The sequence below is a fragment of the Parapedobacter sp. genome, from assembly GCF_053550995.1.
In genome coordinates, this window is the sequence record NZ_JBMQOC010000017.1 from 1 (window position 1) to 20,560 (window position 20,560).

The following is a 20,560-nucleotide window of genomic DNA, read 5'->3' on the forward strand; positions in this document are numbered from 1 at the left end:
GATGACGACCTGGAAATTGAACTGGCAGAGGCCCGTAAGTATGACCCTGATTTGGAAGTAGGCGATGATTACATAGAAGAGATCACACTGGAAAGTTTCGGCCGCCGCGCCATTTTGGCCGCGCGGCAGACGCTGGTTTCAAAGATATTGGAACTGGAGAAAGACGAAGTATTTAAGAAGTACAAGGATAGAGAAGGGGAGTTGATTACCGGTGAAGTATACCAGATATGGAAGAAAGAAACATTGGTGCTCGATGATGAGGGCAATGAATTGATCTTGCCGAAAACGGAACAGATCCCGGCAGACTACTTCAAGAAAGGCGATACCATCCGGGCAGTGGTTGACAAAGTAGAGATGGCCAATGCCAATCCACGTATCATTATTTCGCGTACAGCGCCGGCATTCCTGCAGCGTCTTTTCGAGTTGGAGGTTCCCGAGATATTTGACGGATTGATCACCATCAAGAAAATTGTGCGCGAGCCGGGTGAGCGGGCGAAGGTTGCTGTTGAATCCTACGATGACCGGATTGATCCTGTAGGAGCCTGTGTGGGGATGAAGGGCTCTCGCATACATGGTATTGTGCGTGAGCTTCGAAATGAGAATATCGACGTGATTAATTACACCAACAACACGCAGTTATACATACAACGGGCGCTAAGCCCGGCACGTATTGGATCGATCAAGTTGGACGATGAGCGCATGACGGCGGCAGTATACCTCAAATCGGACCAGGTATCCTTGGCTATCGGGCGTGGTGGGCATAACATCAAGCTTGCGGGCAAACTTACCGGTTACGAAATAGATGTGTATCGCGAAGCGGAGGAAGTTGAAGAAGACGTGGATATCGAAGAATTCGCTGATGAAATTGATGGATGGATTATCGATGAGTTAAAGCGCGTGGGCTTGGATACAGCCAAATCGGTGCTGGCGCTATCGGTAGATGAACTGGTGCGGCGTACCGATTTGGAGGAAAACACCATCAATGAAATCATACACGTGTTGGAGGCTGAGTTTGAATAGTATGAATGGAGCGCCAGGGTCGAGGTCCATGCTTTTTTAATTCATTGCCAATAAACGCTTAAAAAAGTATACTTTTGTATAGCACAAAAACGAGAGGTAAATAAATTAGATGTCAGAAGGTAAGCGCATAACATTGCTGAAAGCAGCAAAAGAACTGAACATTGGTATAGGTACCGCTGTTGATTTTTTAGCCAAAAGTGGCTACGAAGTCGAACCCAAACCGGCAACCAAGCTGGATAGCGAGACCTACGATGTGCTGTTGAGGGAGTTTCAGGGCGACAAGATTGTGAAGGAAGAGGCCAACCAGATTATCATTGGCAAAATTCGCCGCGAAGAGTCGCCCGTTGAAACGGTTGCGCCGAAACCAAAACGGGAGAGCGAAGCGGAGGAGATCTTGATTAAGAATACCGGTTCGTTTGTGCCGGAAGAACGACAAGAAGTGGAGACGCCTGAGCCGAATAAGGATACAGGAAAGGCGGTTGAACCAGCCACGACCGAAGAAGAGCCCCAGCATACGGGGATGAAGATTGTGGGCAAAATCGATTTGTCGAGCTTGAGAAAAGGTGGTAAAGGTCAACCTAAAACCACTAAGCAGGAAGAAACGAAGCGGATTGAGGAAGTAGCTGCGCCGAAGGAAGCGACCGCGGAACCGGCAGTGGCAGCGCAGGCAGATGAAGATAAACCGGGAGTAACGCCGACTGAAGAAGTGCCGACAACAGCCGCGGCGACGGAACAACCGGTGCCACAAGCGGAAGCAAAACCGGAAGCGGAAAAAGTTGAAACCAAAGCCGAACCAGCCAAGCCACAAGATGAAGTCATCCGCGCGCGCGCGCAACGGCTGACGGGACCCAACGTGGTAGGACGCATTGAATTACCCAAGCATCAACCGAAGGAAAAGCCTGTAGCCTCGTCAAGTGCGGCAGGAGCGGCATCCCATGACCAAAAACGGAAACGGAAACGGAAAGATAAACCCACGCAACGCCCAGGGACACACGCTCCCGGCCAGCAAGGTGGCGGTAAAGGGCGGTCGGACTTCAGGGGGAAACCCCGCCATGGGGCCGAAAGCAGGGAGGAACCATCGGAGAAAGAAATCCAGGACCAGATTAAAGCTACACTAGCTCGCCTGAGTGGTGCCGGTAAATCCAGCAAATTTGCCCAGCGCGCTAAACTTCGTCGTCAGAAGCGGGATGATATAGCCCATTCGGCCGAAGAGGCCGCAATGGAACAGGAAATGATGTCTAAGGTGCTGAAGGTTACCGAATTTGTAACCGCCAACGACCTGGCCAATATGATGGGCGTGCAAGTGACACAGATTATTGCTACTTGCATGAGCCTTGGCCTGTTTGTTTCGATTAATCAACGCCTGGATGCAGAAACAATTGCTATTGTGGCCGATGAGTTTGGCTACGAGATCGAGTTTGTAAAGCCTGAGGATGAAGAGAATACGGAGTTAGAGGAATCTGACAACCCCGATAACATGGTGCCCCGTGCACCGATTGTAACGGTAATGGGTCACGTGGACCATGGTAAGACATCGTTGCTTGACTATGTACGTAAAACCAACGTAATTGGTGGTGAGGCTGGGGGGATAACCCAGCATATCGGTGCCTACGAGGTAACGCTCGACGATGGCCGTAAATTGACCTTCTTGGATACACCGGGCCACGAGGCGTTTACCGCGATGCGTGCACGCGGAGCACAGGTAACCGACATCGCAATTATCGTGATTGCGGCGGATGACAGTGTGATGCCCCAAACCAAGGAGGCAATTAACCACGCCCAAGCGGCTGGGGTACCGATTGTGTTTGCGTTTACGAAAATCGATAAACCCGGCGCAAATACGGATAAAATCCGTGAACAACTGTCAAACATGAACATCTTGGTCGAAGACTGGGGTGGCAAGTACCAATGCCAGGAGATATCCGGTAAAACGGGTGAGAACGTGGACTTACTGCTTGACAAGGTGTTACTCGAAGCAGAGTTGTTGGACCTGAAAGCCGACCCCGAGAAACGTGCAGTGGGTTCCGTAATTGAGGCAAGCCTTGATAAAGGCCGTGGTATTGTAACGACGGTACTCATCCAGGCCGGAGTGCTTCGGGTTGGGGCACCGATATTGGCAGGTTCCCATAGTGGCAAGGTCAAAGCGCTTTACAACGAGCGCGGACAGCGGGTAACGGAAGCCGGGCCATCCACCCCGGTTCAGATGCTGGGGATGTCTGGGGCACCTACGGCGGGAGATAAATTTTATGAAATGGAAAGCGAGTCCGAAGCTCGCCAGGTGGCAAACAAACGCTTGCAATTGCAGCGGGAACAAGGGCTACGTACGCAAAAACATATCACGCTCGATGAAATCGGCAGACGGTTGGCAATCGGTAACTTCAAGGAACTGAATATCATCGTTAAGGGTGACGTGGACGGTTCCATCGAAGCCCTGTCCGACTCGCTGCTCAAGCTGTCAACCGAAGAAATACAGGTGAATGTTATCCACAAGTCGGTCGGCCAGATATCGGAATCGGATGTCCTGCTCGCTTCGGCGTCAGATGCGATTATCATCGGTTTCCAAGTAAGGCCGTCGACCGGTGCTCGCAGGCTTGCCGAACAAGAACAGATCGATATCCGGCTATATTCGATTATATACGATGCCATTGAGGAGGTCAAGGCAGCGATGGAAGGTATGTTGGAACCGAAATTCGAAGAGAAAATCGTAGCCAATGTGGAAATACGCGAAACCTTTAAAATCAGTAAAGTCGGTACAATAGCGGGTTGTATGGTGTTGGATGGCAAAATCAATAGGAACCATAGCATTCGGATTATACGTGACGGTGTAGTTGTATACTCAGGACACCTCGCGTCGCTTAAGCGTTTCAAAGATGACGTTAAAGAGGTGTCGGCGGGTTACGAATGTGGTTTGAATATCCAGAATTTCAACGACATCAAAGTGGGCGATATCATCGAAGCCTACGAACAGGTAGAAGTGAAGCGCAAACTCTAACCATGCTGCGGATGTGGGCGAATATCATTAAACGGCCATCGTAGTACAATATCAAAAGGCGCACCTTGGTTTTTGGAAGCCGAGGTGCGCCTTTTATTGTTTAACTATTGATATAAACGTTTGATGATTTTGCTGCATGAATACCATAATTGAACCTTTCCGTATCAAATCGGTTGAGCCGATTTATTTTTCTTCGAGCGACGAACGCATCGATATTTTAAAACAAGCATACTACAATCCATTTTTAATCAAGGCAAGGGATGTAATCATCGATTTGCTAACGGATAGCGGTACCAGTGCCATGAGTAGTGAACAGTGGTCTGGTGTGATGCGGGGGGATGAAAGTTATGCAGGTAGTGAAAGTTTTTTCCGGTTTGAGAAAATCGTCAACGAAATTACGGACATGCCCTTTATTATCCCGACCCACCAAGGAAGGGCTTCGGAGAAGATCCTGTTATCCTTAATGGGAGGTGATGGAAAATATGTGTTAAGCAATACATTGTTTGACACGACGCGTGCCAACGTTGAATTTTCGGGCGCGGAGGGCATCGACTTCCGGTGCACTGAATCCAACGACCCCGATGTCTGGGCACCCTTCAAAGGCAATATGGATACCACTGCATTGCAGACATTTATCGAAGAGCGTGGCCCTGAGCGTATTTCACTGGTGATTTTGACCGTGACCGACAACTCTGGGGGTGGGCAACCGGTTAGTATGGCCAATATCAAAGATGTGCATTCGATTTGTAAAGCCTACGGGATACCGTTATTTATCGATGCGTGCCGATTTGCCGAAAATGCTTATTTCATAAAGTTGAGGGAGCCGGGATATGGAACAAAAAGTATTTCACAGATAACCCGTGAAATGTTTTCGTATGCCGATGGCTGTACCATGAGTGCCAAGAAAGACGCATTTGCCAATATCGGTGGATTCCTAGCCATGCGGGACGGCAAACTAGCCGAGAAGTGTAGGAATCTACTGATTATTACCGAAGGTTTCCCAACCTACGGTGGGCTCGCTGGTCGCGATTTGGAAGCCATTGCCATCGGGTTGCGTGAAGTAATGGAAGAAGACTACCTGAAGTATCGGATACGGAGTATCCAATACATTGGTGAAAAACTGGATGTATTTAGCATTCCTTATGTAAAGCCAACCGGGGGGCATGCCATATACCTTGATGCCCGTCGTTTCATGGACCATGTACCCATACACCAATATCCCGGTCTTTGCCTCTGCAATGCGCTGTACTTAGAGGGTGGGGTGCGGGGTGTGGAAATCGGTTCGGTGATGTTTGGTAAGTATGCGGCGGACGGGGGGCTCGTGTCTCCGCCCATGGAACTTGTCCGGCTCGCTATTCCCCGAAGGGTGTATACCCAAAGCCATATCGATTATGTCGCGGAGGTAATCGGAGAGGTCTACAGACGAAGACGATCGTTCGCCGGATATAATATTATTTATGAACCACCGATGCTTCGGCATTTTACGGCCAGATTTGAGCCTGTAGGGTGAGCCGCGATCCCATCAAATAAAAAAGTTTTCAACACGTTTAACGGCCCCGCTCTAGTGTAAATAATACACTAGAGTGGTGTTTTATAGCCTTATGTCTCCAAGCATGGGGTGGCTGCGCATAGTTGCCCTTGTCGAAATTAAATTGCCGAATTTTTGGATTTACGTAAAAAGGAAGTAAATTCAGCCACCGATTTTTATTGATTATAGCTGAAATGACTGTTAAATCCGTTTTTTTTTCGTGCATATTTTTGCTGAATTTTGCCGTAGCTCAAGAAGATTTTAAACCCTACACGCAACAGATCGAGGGTACCAACCTCAGTTTCACCATGCAACCTATACCCGCTGGAGTGTTTGCAATGGGCAGTGCAAGTGGTAAACCTGACGAACAACCGGTCCATGAGGTTGAGATAGCACCGTTTTGGATGGGCACCTATGAGGTAACATGGGACATATACGAACCTTTTGTTTACAAGGACCTGGAATTAACCCGTAGTGGTGGCACTGTGGCACCGGAGGTGGACGCGGTGACGCGCCCTACAAAACCCTATTTGGATATGACGTTCGGTATGGGTAAGGAAGGGCATCCGGCACTAGCCATGACCCATTACAACGCTATCCAATTTTGTAAATGGTTGTACGTGCACACCGGGGTGTTTTATCGATTGCCTACGGAGGCAGAATGGGAATATGCGTGCCGAGCAGGAAGCACTACCGCATATAATTTCGGGGATGAAACCACTGTATTGGGTGATTATGCATGGTATGCCGATAACAGCGAAGGCAAAACTCATGCAGTTGGCCAGAAGGAGCCCAATGCATGGGGATTGTATGATATGCATGGAAACGTAGCGGAGTGGACTTACGACCAGTATATTGCAGATTTCTACCAACAGTTCGAGGGTGTTACCGCCGATAACCCAGTAGCGATACCCGATAAGCTCTACCCGCATAGTATCCGTGGCGGTTCGTTTGCGGATGACGCTCAACACCTGCGTTCCGCATCGCGACTGCCTTCAGATCCTTCTTGGAAACAACTCGACCCACAGATTCCAAAAAGCAATTGGTGGTTCCCAGAAGCTCCTTTTATCGGCTTGCGACTGGTAAGGCCATTGAATCCGCCATCCGAAGCGGAAATTATGGCTTACTTTGATCGGCCGCCAATAGAAGATTATTGATTTCTTATCATGAACGATTTAATTTTGTTAACCATTTAGATAAACTAAAACAGATGGATAAAGCAAGTTTGGGCGGGCAACGCCGTGAATTTTTGAAAACATCGGCGTTGTTGGCCGGTGGAGCAATGTTGAGCGGAGCGCCTTTTATAGGTGCACACGCAAGTGTAGACGACACCATCAAGGTGGCGTTGATAGGTTGTGGGGGCCGAGGTACAGGGGCTTCCTTTAATGCGATCGCGTCTGGCGCCAACATCAAAATCGTGGCGTTAGCTGATGCTTTCCGTGATCGGTTGGATGAAGCGTACCAGAAGCTCTCTGAACGCCATGCGGATAAGCTCGACGTGCCCGAAGATCGTAAATTCGTGGGATTTGACGCTTATAAGCAGGCGATTCCACTTGCTGATGTAGTCATTTTGGCTACCTCGCCTGGGTTTAGGCCTACCCATTTCGAAGAGGCTGTGCGCCAGGGAAAACATGTCTTTATGGAAAAGCCCGTGGCTACAGACGTCCCTGGGATACGTAGGGTATTAGCGGCCGCGGAAGAGGCTAAGCGGAAGAAGCTAAACGTAGTCGTTGGGCTTCAACGCCGCTATCAGGCCAATTATCGGGAAGCGATCAAGCGTATACAAGACGGAGCCCTGGGCGACATTGTGTCGGGTCAAGTATATTGGAACAGCGGTGGTGTATGGGTGCGGGAACGTAAACCAGAGCAAACGGAAATGGAGTACCAAATGCGGAATTGGTATTATTTCAACTGGCTTTGCGGCGACCATATCGTGGAACAGCACGTGCATAATATCGATGTAGCAAACTGGGTAAAAGGAAGTTACCCGGTTTCGATCCAAGGTACGGGAAGCCGTGCATGGCGTACCGGCAAAGAACACGGTGAAATTTACGACAACCACGCGGTGGAACTGACTTATGCCGACGGCGCGGTGATATATAGCCAGTGCCGCCATTTCGAAGGAACCTCCAACCGTGTCGACGAGACGTTTCAGGGCACGAAAGGCCGCACCTACCTTTCTGCCAATAACGACGCCGTGCTGTGGGATACCAAGGGCAATGAACTCTATCGGCATCCAAAGCAAGGCAACGCCAACCCCTACGAGCAAGAGCATGTGGAGTTTTTCGATGCCGTTGCGAAGGGTGAGTACAAATTTGAAAATGCGGAGTACGGAGCGTATAGTACGCTGACCGGTATTATCGGTAGATTGGCTACCTATTCGGGGCAAGTTATCAAATGGGAAGATGCTTTGAAATCCAATATCGATTTGATGCCCGAGCGCCTGGCATGGGATGCGTTGCCAAAAGTACTTCCCGACGAAAATGGCCTTTATCCCTATGCAATACCGGGGCAAACCGTGGTACTGTAGTGTATTTGTTGTTATCGCCTGTTGGTTTATATCAACAGGCGCTGGCAATCCGGGCTTAAAAAAATACCAGCTTACGGGCTATGCGCAGGGTACGACATATGCAGTTACCTATTATGCAAGGGCCGAGGTAGTTTCAAGAGCCTCCATAGATAGTATCTTGTCGGTTATTGATAGCTCAATGTCGCTGTATAAGCCTTATTCGTTGATTAACAAAGTTAATGATGCCGATCGCATCATACGGATAACGGATCAGCATTTTCTTCGTGTACTCAGGCGGTCATTTGAAATATACCGGGAAAGTGGTGGTCTTTTCGACATCACGGTAGCTCCATTGGTACAGCTTTGGGGGTTCGGTGTGGAAAGCCGAGACCGTTTGCCCGATAGTGCTGCGGTAGACCAAGTAATGGTCTGTATCGGCATGGAGAAGATCAAGCTACGCGGGCAGCGATTAAGAAAAAAACGGTCTTGTGTGGAGTTGGATATGAACGGGATTGCGCAAGGGTATACCGTTGACGTATTGGCAGATTACATGGAAGACCGCGGTGTGACACGGTACCTTGTGGAATTGGGTGGTGAGTTGCGGGTGAAGGGGCCGAAACCGGATGGTACGCCCTTCCGTATAGGAATTGAACGCCCGACACAAACGGGTGGGGGAAGCACGGTGATTGATGATGTGGTAGAGATACAGGAAGGGGCGATCACGACAGCGGGTAGTTACCGGAAATTTTTGCAGGACGGGGATAGGCGCATATCCCATCACATCAATCCGAAAACAGGATACCCGTTTGCCACGGGCATAGTAAGTGCAACGGTTTATAGCGAGGATGCCATGACCGCCGACGGATATGATAACGTCATCATGGCCATGCCGGTGGCCGACGCCATAGCGTTTGTAAACCAACTTAAGGGAATAGAAGTACTTATCGTATATAAAGACAACCGGGGTATGGTCCGGGATACGATGAGTACGGGTTTTAAAAAGTTAATAGCTAATTGATCATTAATAGTTAACAAACATGAAAAGAAGTCACTTCGTAAGGAACTCGCTCCTGGCGACGGGAGCCGTAATCGGAGGCGGTTTATCGCCAGCTTTTTCCCGCACCAATTCGGAGAAGCAAAAAGCAGGGCCGTTTAATCTGAATTATGGCCCTCATCAGGGACAATTCGAAAGCCACGCCGGAAAGGATGTCATCGATCAGATCCAGTTTGCTTACGACCAGGGATTCCGTAGCATAGAAGACAACGGTTTCTCCGGCAGGCCTGTCGATGAGCAAGAACGGATAGGTAAGCTATTGGCTAAACTCGGCATGACGATGGGGGTATTCGTGCTGGATAAAGGAGGAAATGGAGCAAACACCTTGGCCGAGGGGAAACAAGAATATATTGATGTTTTTTTGAAAGGTTGCCGGCAGGCGGTGGAGCTCGCGAAGCGGTGTGGTGGTAAATACACTACGGTAGTACCAGGCGATTATGCCCGGCACCTGCCTTTGGATATCCAGACAGCCAACGTTATCGAAGCATTGCGGCAGGGAGCCGAAATACTCGAACCCCATGGCATCACCATGGTGCTTGAGCCGTTGAGCGATACACCGAACCTATTTCTACGGTATTCGACCCAAACCTATCTCATCTGCAAGGGGGTAGACAGCCCCTCCTGCAAAATACTCTACGATATATACCATATGCAACGCAACGAAGGTGATTTGATAGCCAGTATGGAGCGGTGTTGGGAAGAGATCGCTTATATCCAAGTAGGGGATAACCCCGGTAGGAAGGAACCCACCACGGGCGAGATCAACTACAAAAATGTCTTTAAATATATTTACGACAAAGGGTATCGTGGCGTAGTTGGCATGGAGCACGGTAAATCCGAAGGTGGCAAGGAAGGTGAAGTCAAATTGATAGCTGCTTACCGCGAAGTGGATGATTTCCTTCGTTGATTTTATACGTTGATGAAATGACGGTCGTTACAAGAATCAAGCTCTCTGTCATGATGTTCCTTGAATTTTTTATTTGGGGGGCATGGTTTGTTACATTAGGCACCTTCTTGCCGCAGAACTTAAACGCGTCGGGTTTTGAAGTTGCCAACGTTTTCTCTACACAGTCATGGGGTGCTATCATCGCGCCCTTTATCATCGGGTTGATTGCGGATAGGTATTTCAACGCTGAACGTATCCTTGGCGGATTGCATTTGCTGGGCGCCATATTGATGTTCCAGATGTACAAATCGGACAGTGTTGGTCAATTTTACCCTTATGTATTCGTGTATATGATCGCTTATATGCCCACGCTCGCTTTGGTTAATTCGGTTTCATTCAGGCAACTGGCTAATCCTGAAAAGTCCTTCTCCGGCATCCGCGTTTGGGGAACCGTCGGTTGGATTTTGGCGGGGCTCACCATCAGTTCCCTCGGATGGGACGCCGAAGGGGGGATAAAGGATGGCCTGTTGCGGAATACATTTTTAATGGCCAGCATGGCTTCGCTGGCGTTGGGCTTGTTCAGTTTCATATTGCCGAAAACACCTCCGATCGGGAAAGGTAGTAGGCAAAAGCGAAGCCTCTCCGAGGTATTGGGCTTGGATGCCATCAAGTTATTAGGCAATCGAAATTACCTCGTGTTCTTTGTAGCCTCGGTATTGATTTGCATCCCGCTTGCCTTTTATTACCAGAACGCAAATTTGTTCCTTTCGGAAACAGGCTTGCCAAATCCGACGGGCAAAATGGCCATTGGCCAAGTCTCGGAAGCCTTCTTCCTGCTAATTCTACCCTTCCTGTTTGTCCGGATTGGATTCAAGAACACGATCATGTTGGGCATGTTAGCTTGGGCGATCCGCTACCTCTTATTTGCTTATGGCAACGCGGGCGAACTGGCTTACATGTTGATTATCGGTATTGCATTGCACGGTATTTGTTACGACTTCTTTTTTGTTTCCGGACAGATCTATACCGATGCGAAAGCGGGCGAGAAGTATAAAAGTTCGGCCCAGGGATTAATTACATTGGCGACGTACGGTGTGGGACAATTGATTGGATTTTGGGTCGCCGGGTTTATCAGTGAATATTACAGGGAAAATCCGACAATTGATCCCTTCTGGCAGAATATTTGGCTCGTCCCGGCAGGCATCGCTGCGGTGGTATTATTTTTATTTGCCGTCTTTTTTAAAGAAGAGAAAGCGCCAGTTACAGGGTAATCCATGCAATAACGCAATAAAATTTGAAAAGTGACGTCTTAATAGTACCTTTAGTAGTCTAAGCAGACAACAGATATAACTAAATAACACTATAACACAAACGATGGCAGATAATGTATACGATGCGATTGTAATCGGATCAGGAATCAGCGGGGGCTGGGCTGCGAAAGAGTTGACCCAAAAAGGACTCAAAACCATTATGTTAGAGCGGGGCCGTAATGTGGAACACGTTAAAGATTACCCAGCGGCAACCAAACATCCTTGGGATTTCCCGCACCGTGGCGGCCGTACGCAGCAGATGATTGAAGACTACCCTGTACTTAGCAGGGACTATCCATTGAATGAAAAAAACCTCGATTTCTGGGTGAATGAAAAGGAAAGCCCTTATGTTGAAGTAAAGCGTTTCGACTGGTATCGCGGGTACCATGTGGGGGGGCGTTCATTGATGTGGGGACGACAGAGTTACCGGCACAGCGACCTCGATTTCGAAGCCAACCTGAAGGACGGACACGGGGCCGATTGGCCGATTCGGTATAAAGACATCGCACCTTGGTACAGCTATGCGGAGAGATGGGCAGGCATCAGTGGTAATCGCGACGGATTGGATGTGTTGCCCGATGGCGATTTCCTGCCGCCGATGGATATGAATGTGGTGGAAAAGGACTTGGCCGCCCGCATCAAATCCCATTATAAGGGCAAGCGTCATTTCATCATGGGCCGGGTGGCCAACCTGACGAAGCCGCACGAAGGCCGCATGAACTGCCAATATCAAAATCAGTGCTGGCTGGGTTGTAATTTCGGTGCTTATTTCAGTACGCAATCTTCTACGCTGCCGCCGGCGGTTGCAACAGGCAACCTGACGCTCCGTCCGTTCTCCATTGTAACCCGTATCCTCTACGATAAAGATACACAGCGGGCCAAAGGGGTGGAAGTATTAGATGCGGAGACCAACCAAACATATGAATATTTTGCAAAAATCGTATTCGTATGTGCATCGGCTTTCAACTCGACCTGGGTTCTGATGAATTCGGCAACCGATGTGTGGGAAGGTGGCTTAGGTAGCAGCAGCGGTGAGCTTGGACATAACGCGATGGACCATCATTTCCGCTGTGGTGCCCGCGGAAGGGTAGAAGGCTATGAAGATAAGTATTATTTCGGGCGCCGTGCAAATGGGCTGTACATCCCACGTTATCGGAATGTGGGCGAAGATAAGCGCGACTATGTAGGTGGATTCGGCTACCAAGGGTCGGCCAGCCGTGGTCGCTGGAGCGGTGAAATTGCAGAGATGAGTATCGGTGGAGAATGGAAGGATGCGATGTGTGAGCCCGGTTCATGGTCTGTTGGTTTTACCGCATTCGGTGAAATTTTGCCTTACCACGAAAACCGGATATTCCTTGATAAGGAAGTGAAGGATAAATGGGGGTTGCCTGTATTGGCCATGGATATGGAAATCAAAGAGAACGAGCTGAAAATGCGTAAAGACATGATGGAGGACTGCCAGGAAATGCTCGAAGTGGCCGGGGTGAAAGATGTGCAAACGTACGATAATGGCTATGGTTTTGGCCAAGGCATACATGAGATGGGCACTGCCCGGATGGGAAGGGACCCGAAGACATCTGTGTTGAATGGGAACAACCAAGTATGGGATGCGTTGAATGTTTTTGTCACTGACGGCGCATGTATGGCCTCTGCGGCATGTGTAAACCCATCGTTAACTTACATGGCATTAACCGCACGAGCGGTTGATTTTGCGACGTCGGAAATGAAAAAAGGTAACCTTTAATAGGGTACGCGCTGCAATTGTTAATTTTAAAAAGAATTAGTTATGAATAGAAGAGAAGCTTTGGCACGGGTCGCTTGGATAATGGGGGGGGCGGTCATAGGGGCCAATCTGTTTTTGGAGGGATGTACAAGGGAAGCTACAAACACGGTGGAGGGACTTTTTGAACCGGCTACTGTCGATTTCCTTGGCGATATCGCAGATACGATCTTACCCCCAACCCATAGTCCCGGTGCAAAGGAGGCCGGCGTAGGGGCTTTTATTCCGGTCATGGTGAAAGATTGTTATACGTCGGCCGATCAAAAAACGTTCGTCGATGGGCTTGCGTTGTTGGAGAGCGCTTCCAAGGATAAGTTTGGCCGTAAATTCCAGGAACTCGACGCCAGCGAGCGCACAACGTTATTGGCTGCAATTGACAAGGAGGCGAAGGATTATCAGCGGAATAGGGCCGGGGAAGACCCTAACCATTATTTCCACTTATTCAAGCAACTTACCTTACTAGGCTTTTTCACGTCCGAATTGGGAGCTACCAAAGCACTTCGTTACGTCCAGATTCCCGGTAAATATGATGGAGATTACCCGTATAAGAAAGGGGATAAGGCATGGGCGACATAGCCGCGCTTTTCCCTGTCTGGCCCTTGTGATTTTGAGTGAATTTGTGTAGTATTGTTTTATTCGAACAAACAATATGGATACTGTGGAGTTAATACCTAAAGAAGATATCCCGAAGTACAAATTAGTGCGGGCATCGGAAGATCATGTGTCCGAGTTGCGACAGAAATTGCATGGAGCCTTGCGGCTGGGTAATGAATTTAAATCGAAGGCTACGATTACATTCCAAACGGTTGAAGGTCCAAAGCGAGTAGAAACAACGGTTTGGACCCTCACTGAAGACGCATTGCAAATTAAAAATGGCGTGGTATTGCCGCTAGGTAGCCTGTTAGACATCGATTATTGAGTTAACTGCACGGTTGAATGAACATCCATTATTTTCAACACGTTCCTTACGAAGGATTAGGCCATATTGAAACCTGGGCAAAAGAAAATGGCCATAACCTTACCTCCACGTGTTTTTTTAATGAGTCATGGCAAATACCGGAATTATCGGAAATCGATGCGTTGATTGTGCTGGGCGGTCCCATGAATGTGTTCGACGAGGCGCGTTACGCTTGGCTAGTTGAAGAAAAGCAGTTCATCAAGGCAGCAATTGATGAAAAGAAGAAACTTCTCGGTATATGCTTGGGCGCCCAACTGCTGGCGAATGTGCTTGGGGCGGCGGTGAAGCCAGCACCCAACAAGGAAATAGGGTGGTTTCCTGTAATAGCCACCGAAGAAGCAAAGGCATTGCCGTGGTTTAGTGAACTCTTTTCCATTGGGCCAACCGTTTTCCATTGGCATGCAGACAAATTTGAGATTCCTTACGGTTCTGTTAACCTGGCCTCATCGGAAGCTAATAAAAACCAAGCTTTTGCCATTGGAGACCACATATTAGCATTGCAGTTCCATGTGGAAACCACATTGGCTGATGTCCAAATTTTACTGGAAAATGCTCGGGCTGATGTGATGCCGGGTAATTTTGTGCAACCGGAGGCAGCGTTGTTAAAAGATTCGGCGCTTGCCGCAAGCCAGCAGTTGTGCAACGGGGTGCTTACCCAATTCTTTCGTTGATTTTTTGGCTTCCCATAAGCTGGTTAAATACCGTAACCCCTGCGGTGACCAAGGTAACATTCGGTGTTTCTTGTCGTTCGCATACATTTTTATGCTGTTTACATGCATTGGTTTTCGAATACCTGTTTAACCACCTACCTTTGTCATTATAAGGATTAAAGGAACAGGGAAACGCACCTATTGTATGCAACATGGGAAGTAACTTAGCGAATGTTAAGCATAATATATTCTTGACCTATTGCCACGAGGTGGTAGGCGTTGCGATGAAATGGCTGGTGAAGCAACATTTTCCGATGTCGGCCATCGGCGAAGCCAATAATTTTCAGGAGACGTTTAGTGATCTGCCCAAAAAAAGATATGATTTGGTGGTTCTCGATGCTGAAATAGCAGATAATGTGCACCTGTTAGGCGCTGTTCAGCGAATCAAATCACTTAGTCCGTTCACGCGTATATTGATTTTTTCTGAGTTGGATGAAGCGGTTTACGGTCCGAGATACCTGGCCTTCGGAACCAACGGTTTTTTGGCAAAAAATGCCGACGTTGACGATATCGTGCTTGCGATAGAGACCGCATTACGTGGAGATGTCTTCCATGGGGAGGACGAAGTGGCTTATCGACTTTCGCCACGTGAGCACCAGATTGCTGACTTATTAATCAGAGGGACGTCCCTTTCGCAAACCGCTCAATTAACTAATTTAAAAGAAACGACCATCAGTACCTATAAGAAGCGGATATTCGAAAAATTCGGCGTGAAAACCCTGTCCGATCTTATTTCCGTTTGGGAAATCTATCGGTAGTTTCGGGTCTGGCCGCTTCGATTATTATATTTTTCATTCACTTCCCATTTTACTTGATTAAGCTCCCATATTACCCGTTGTAGCATAACTCCTACACAGATCGCCGTTCACATACATTTTCCTGTCGTTCGTGTACACTAAATTGTCGTCTGCACCACAATTCATTCTCTTTGTGTGCTTCTACAAGGTATGTCATCTTGGAAAAGCAAATGAGTTACATCTATTAATTTACAATTTGAGAAATGAATTTGGGATCTAACCAAGCAATGGCGAATCCGATATATCGAGCGCCAGCAACTGACGGGATTATTCGAAACCTCCACTACCCATCTGAAATTTTCATTGACTTGATTTCAACGTATTATTATGAATCGTAGATTTTTACTTAGTATTTTCAAGAAGATATTCCTTTTTGTTCTGCTAACGACACTGTTCGGTGGAGTAGATAGCTTTGCCCAAACATCAGGCTATGGTGATTTCATTATTTTTGAAGATTTTGGAAAGGCAATTCCTAATCACCCGGATCATGAGTATTATTCAGCCGTTGACAATACGGTATCGGGCATTTCGGTACCCATTTATTTTAGAAAAGAACCACTAGCCGATATTGATCCAGTCAACCTGCTATTCTATATTCCTTCGAATCCGCCGAGTTCATATGGTCAATCCAAATTCGGACCCCAGTACCGGGATAATGTAAAGCGGGGTTCTTATTCCATTGTGACCGATTCGCGTGGCTATCGGAATCAATTTTTTCACCCTGGCTTGGATCATACAGAAGAAGATGGGGAGTTAGGGTATATGTTGTTGGTAGATGCCCATTCAAGTACGGAGTTGTACTTCGATCGGACGATGGACGGATTGTGTGCCGGGACGAGGTTCGAGTTTTCTGCTTGGATCAAGGATGTAAATAACGAGAATAAAACGAAGCCCCGTATTCGTTTTGATATTTTAGACGAGAATGACCAAGAAATCCATTCATATTCGAGTACGGATAACGACGTTTCGCCGGTCAATACCTGGACAAAGATAACAACAGATTTTGAGATGCCGTCGGGCGTAAATAAGATTAAACTCAAAATTACGAATATCGTAGCTAACCATGACGGCAACGACATCGCCATCGACGACATCGGTTTCCGTCCGATGGGGCCGAGCGTGGATTTTGTGGTGAGCCCGCAGCTTCCGGCATGTGTTGGTGGACCGGTTACCTTTACCGCACGTGTAATTAATGACAGTGAGGCATATCCCATCAATTACTTTGTGCTCCAGCGTCGGGAGAGTGGCTCGTCAGGAGTATGGGAGAACATTGGTAGCTATAAAACAAGTACTGGAACGAATCCGGTGACCTTCGAGGTCTCGGCCACGGCTGCACTGGACAATTACGAATTTCGTGTGGTAGTAGCCGGTGATCCGACGACACTGGCCAATGAAAAATGTAGCGCCGTATCGGAACCGATTTTATTACGTATAAATAACCAAAAGCCTGAGATATCCGTTACCGGTGGTGTAGCGACGGTTTGCATGGGTGAAGCCGCCCAGTTAACCGCCGACGTTTCAGGCGGTATGGGTGATCCGGACTATACTTATGTCTGGGAGCAGTCGATTGACCAGACGACATGGGAAGCAATTTCGGGAGTAACGGAAACCACTTTGAATACAGGACCGTTGACCCAGACTACCTATTATCGAGTTACCGCATGGATCGATGGTATGGGTGGATGCCCAGGGGCAGGTGCTTCAGAGACTTTTAAAGTCACGGTCAACCCAACACCGGATGCGCCTGCCGTCGCGGACAGAGTGATCTATGTAGGTGCTACGGGTATCGGATATGACGCCACGGCATTGCCGGATCATACCTTGATTTGGTTTGATGAAAATGGGAATCCGCTTTCGCCCAATGAGAAACCTTCGGTTAGCACGGCATTAGCCGGGGAGTTCACTGCATATGTTGCGCAACAAGACGCAACAGGTTGTATAAGCCCAATTGTTCCGGTAAAGGTCATTGTGAAACCGGTGAGTTTATCCGTCGAAAAAACGGTCGATTTGAGCGAAATAGGTGGTGTCGGCCAATTGACATATACTATAACGATTGAAAACACGGGTGAATTTGATTTAACACGGGTTAGTATAGCGGATGTGTTGAAGCAACAGGATGTTGCGGACGAAACACTTGATGTAGGTACGGCCATTGAATCTATCAATGCCGATAATATACTGGAAATAGGCGAAACGTGGACTTATGCATTCGATTATGCTGTGGATCAGGATCAAATTGATAATGGTGCTGGTTTATTGAATACGGTGTCGGTCACAACCGAGGAGGGTGCGACAGGGGGAGATGATGTGACGACAACGATCACGCAAATACCTTCAGTCATTGTTGAGAAGACCGTAGACCAGGATAATATCGCTGCCCCGGCTACACTGAATTATACGATTACGGTGGAGAACACCGGCAACTTAAGCCTGACGGGCATTGCGGTAACCGACGCCGTTGCACAGGATGGTACAAGTACGCCGTTGACGCTGGGCATACCTTCAGGCGACACCGACGATGACGGTATCCTCGATGTGGGTGAAACGTGGATCTACACGGTCAGCTACGCCGCCGGGCAGTCGCACATCGATAATGGTAGCGACATAGTGAACACGTTCACATTCGGTGCTGCTGAGCTGACCGGCGAGGTTAGCGACGATGCAGTGACCACCATCACGCAGACTCGGTCTGTCACGGTGGAGAAAACTGTTGACCAGAGCAGTGTCGCTTCTCCTGCTACGTTGAATTATACGATTACGGTTGGGAATACGGGCAACGTTAGCCTGACGGGCGTTACTGCAACCGACGCCGTTGCACAAAGCGGCACAAGCACGGCATTGATATTGGGTATGCCATCTGGCGATACGGACGGTGACGGCGAGCTTGACGTCGATGAAACATGGGAATACATAGTGAGCTACGCGGCCATCCAGTCGCAAATCGACAATGGCGGTGACATCGTGAACACATTCACCTTTGATGCCGATGAACTTAGTACCCCGGTGAGCGATGAAGCCACAACCGAAGTGATAAGAAATGCTGCTGTCGAGGTGGCGAAAGTTGCCGACAAAGAAACCGTGAGCACCGCCGGTGAAACGATCACCTACACGGTCACGGTGACCAACACGGGCAACGTGACGCTGGCGGACTACACCGTGACCGACGTACTATTCCCCGAGTGGAGCGGCAGCATCGATAGGTTGGCACCGGCCGCAGCACGCAGCTTCGAGCTGGAATACACGGTCACGCAGGCCGACATCGACAAGGGCGGCGTGGTGAACGTGGCCAGCGCCACGGGCGGGAACCCCGGTGACCCGGAAGACGAGGACGAAATCGAAGTGCCCGTCGGTAAGGATATAAGTATCGATATCAAAAAAGTAGCCGACCGCGAATCATTCAGTAATGTCGGTGATGTCATCACGTATACCATCACGGTAACCAATACGGGTAACGTAACACTATCAGATGTGGTCGTGACCGACATGCTGTTCCCCGAATGGAAAGAAGAAATCGCCACTATGGCGCCGAAAGCTAACCAGTCGTTCGAGTTGAAGTATACCATTAAGGCAGCCGATGTGGAAGAAGGTACTGTGGTCAACGTCGCAAAAGTAAATGCCAAAGATCCCGACGGTGGAACACCTGGTGATGAAACCGAAATCAAGGTGCCCGGTGTATTCGGTCCGGTAGCCAACGATGACGATGTGAGCACCAACCAGGGTCGTCCGATTGCCATCCATGTGGTAAGTAACGATGAGGCGGGCAGTAAACCGATCGTGTCCGGCACCGTGCGGCTAGTTGAACCCGGTAGCGGCAATGCCGTGACTACTGTAACCATCGAAGGGGAGGGTACTTATACCGTAGGCGCCGACGGCACCGTAACCTTTACTCCCGGCGCGGATTATGTAGGTGTCAGCACCATAACCTATACAGTGAAGGATGAAAACGGCCTCGAATCCAATGCCGCGACCATCACCGTTACGGTGGAAGGCGTTGCTGCGGAAATTGCACCATCAGCTAATGACGATCAAGTCACGACACCATACGGCCAATCGGTAACGATTACGGCGCTGGCAAATGACCAACCCGGTAGTAGCCCGATTGTCCCCTCAACGGTAAGGCTTATCGATGGGTCCGGAAATAGCGCAACCACGGTTACGGTTCCGGGTGAAGGCCGGTATACTGTGGATGCACAAGGCGTGGTGACGTTTGAACCCGCCAATGGATTTACGGGTACCAGCACCGTCCGTTACGAAGTGACAGACGAGAACGGACTAGTATCTAACATCGCAACAATCAGCGTGACCGTTCAAACGCGTCCATTCAAGATTCCTAATGTATTCACGCCAAACGGCGACGGTCGGAACGATGTATTCGAGATTGTCGGTATAGAGGGTTTTGACCGCGTGGAGATTACGGTAGTGAACCGTTGGGGTAACGAGGTGTATCGCAATAATAACTACCAAAATGATTGGGGTGGCCAAGGATTGAACGAGGGCACCTATTATTACGTGATTATTACTCATGACGGTAGCCGGCAAGAACGGTATGCAAGTTGGGTTCTTATAAAAAAGCAGTAAGGTAAAGCAACGAAACAATGGCTATGAAGCGCATTATAACATCAGTGATACTCGTGATTGGCCTGGCGGTATCTGAAAGCCGGGCCCAGCAGAACGTACAGTTCACGCAGTACATATTCAATTCGATGAGTGTGAACCCGGCGTATACGGGATACAAGGAGGAATGGTTCGGGCAGCTAGGTCTGCGCAGCCAATGGGTAGGGCTGGAGGGCGCACCCCAAACGGGGCTGCTGTCCATCGACGGCGTCGTGGACCCGATCAGTAAACGGCACGGGCTGGGGTTGCAGGTCATCGCCGACAAGCTTGGCCCGCAGGCGGCCACCTCGGCCTATGCCAACTACGCCTTCCGTCTGCGATTGAACGAGGGGACACGCAGCGACTGAGCTTCGGCATCGGTGCCGGGGTGACGCAATACAGCCTCGACGGGGCCGTGCTGGA

Annotated in this window: 15 protein-coding genes; all 15 read left to right on the top strand. The window is 49.0% G+C overall.

Features of this window, described 5'->3' with window-relative positions; all coding sequences use genetic code 11:
• On the top strand, positions 1–1,020 hold a 1,020-nt coding region (nusA, locus tag ACO1NT_RS02645; protein ID WP_449046848.1), incomplete at its 5' end, for a transcription termination factor NusA.
• A gap of 109 nt (positions 1,021–1,129) precedes the next feature.
• Positions 1,130–4,012, top strand: coding sequence for a translation initiation factor IF-2 (gene infB / locus ACO1NT_RS02650; RefSeq protein ID WP_449046849.1), 2,883 nt, complete (start codon positions 1,130–1,132; stop codon positions 4,010–4,012).
• Between the two features lie 136 nt (positions 4,013–4,148).
• The gene (locus tag ACO1NT_RS02655; RefSeq protein ID WP_449046850.1) at positions 4,149–5,522 is read left to right on the top strand and encodes a tryptophanase; all 1,374 of its coding nucleotides are present in this window, start codon (positions 4,149–4,151) and stop codon (positions 5,520–5,522) included.
• A gap of 212 nt (positions 5,523–5,734) precedes the next feature.
• Complete coding sequence (locus ACO1NT_RS02660) at positions 5,735–6,697, top strand: formylglycine-generating enzyme family protein (RefSeq protein WP_449046851.1); 963 nt, start codon at positions 5,735–5,737, stop codon at positions 6,695–6,697.
• A 53-nt stretch (positions 6,698–6,750) separates the two neighbouring features.
• Complete coding sequence (locus tag ACO1NT_RS02665; protein ID WP_449046852.1) at positions 6,751–8,070, top strand: Gfo/Idh/MocA family protein; 1,320 nt, start codon at positions 6,751–6,753, stop codon at positions 8,068–8,070.
• Positions 8,039–9,067 (top strand): FAD:protein FMN transferase, encoded by a 1,029-nt coding sequence (locus ACO1NT_RS02670; RefSeq protein WP_449046853.1) that lies wholly within the window; start codon positions 8,039–8,041, stop codon positions 9,065–9,067. Before ACO1NT_RS02665 ends, ACO1NT_RS02670 begins: the two co-directional genes overlap by 32 nt.
• A gap of 19 nt (positions 9,068–9,086) precedes the next feature.
• A complete protein-coding gene (locus ACO1NT_RS02675) occupies positions 9,087–10,010 on the top strand; it encodes a hydroxypyruvate isomerase family protein (protein WP_449046854.1) in 924 nt (307 codons plus the stop codon).
• Between the two features lie 17 nt (positions 10,011–10,027).
• Positions 10,028–11,260 (top strand): MFS transporter, encoded by a 1,233-nt coding sequence (locus tag ACO1NT_RS02680; protein WP_449046855.1) that lies wholly within the window; start codon positions 10,028–10,030, stop codon positions 11,258–11,260.
• A gap of 103 nt (positions 11,261–11,363) precedes the next feature.
• Positions 11,364–13,043: a GMC oxidoreductase gene (locus ACO1NT_RS02685; protein WP_449046856.1), complete on the top strand. Its 1,680-nt coding sequence runs from the start codon at positions 11,364–11,366 to the stop codon at positions 13,041–13,043.
• 42 nt (positions 13,044–13,085) lie between these two features.
• Positions 13,086–13,655: a gluconate 2-dehydrogenase subunit 3 family protein gene (locus ACO1NT_RS02690; protein ID WP_449046857.1), complete on the top strand. Its 570-nt coding sequence runs from the start codon at positions 13,086–13,088 to the stop codon at positions 13,653–13,655.
• A 73-nt stretch (positions 13,656–13,728) separates the two neighbouring features.
• Positions 13,729–13,998: a hypothetical protein gene (locus ACO1NT_RS02695; protein ID WP_449046858.1), complete on the top strand. Its 270-nt coding sequence runs from the start codon at positions 13,729–13,731 to the stop codon at positions 13,996–13,998.
• Positions 13,999–14,015: 17 nt separating this feature from the next.
• The gene (locus ACO1NT_RS02700; protein WP_449046859.1) at positions 14,016–14,708 is read left to right on the top strand and encodes a type 1 glutamine amidotransferase; all 693 of its coding nucleotides are present in this window, start codon (positions 14,016–14,018) and stop codon (positions 14,706–14,708) included.
• 191 nt (positions 14,709–14,899) lie between these two features.
• Positions 14,900–15,505: a response regulator transcription factor gene (locus tag ACO1NT_RS02705; protein WP_449046860.1), complete on the top strand. Its 606-nt coding sequence runs from the start codon at positions 14,900–14,902 to the stop codon at positions 15,503–15,505.
• A 366-nt stretch (positions 15,506–15,871) separates the two neighbouring features.
• Positions 15,872–20,122: a DUF7507 domain-containing protein gene (locus ACO1NT_RS02710; protein ID WP_449046861.1), complete on the top strand. Its 4,251-nt coding sequence runs from the start codon at positions 15,872–15,874 to the stop codon at positions 20,120–20,122.
• A gap of 23 nt (positions 20,123–20,145) precedes the next feature.
• Complete coding sequence (locus ACO1NT_RS02715; RefSeq protein ID WP_449046862.1) at positions 20,146–20,505, top strand: PorP/SprF family type IX secretion system membrane protein; 360 nt, start codon at positions 20,146–20,148, stop codon at positions 20,503–20,505.
• Positions 20,506–20,560: the final 55 nt, after the last annotated feature.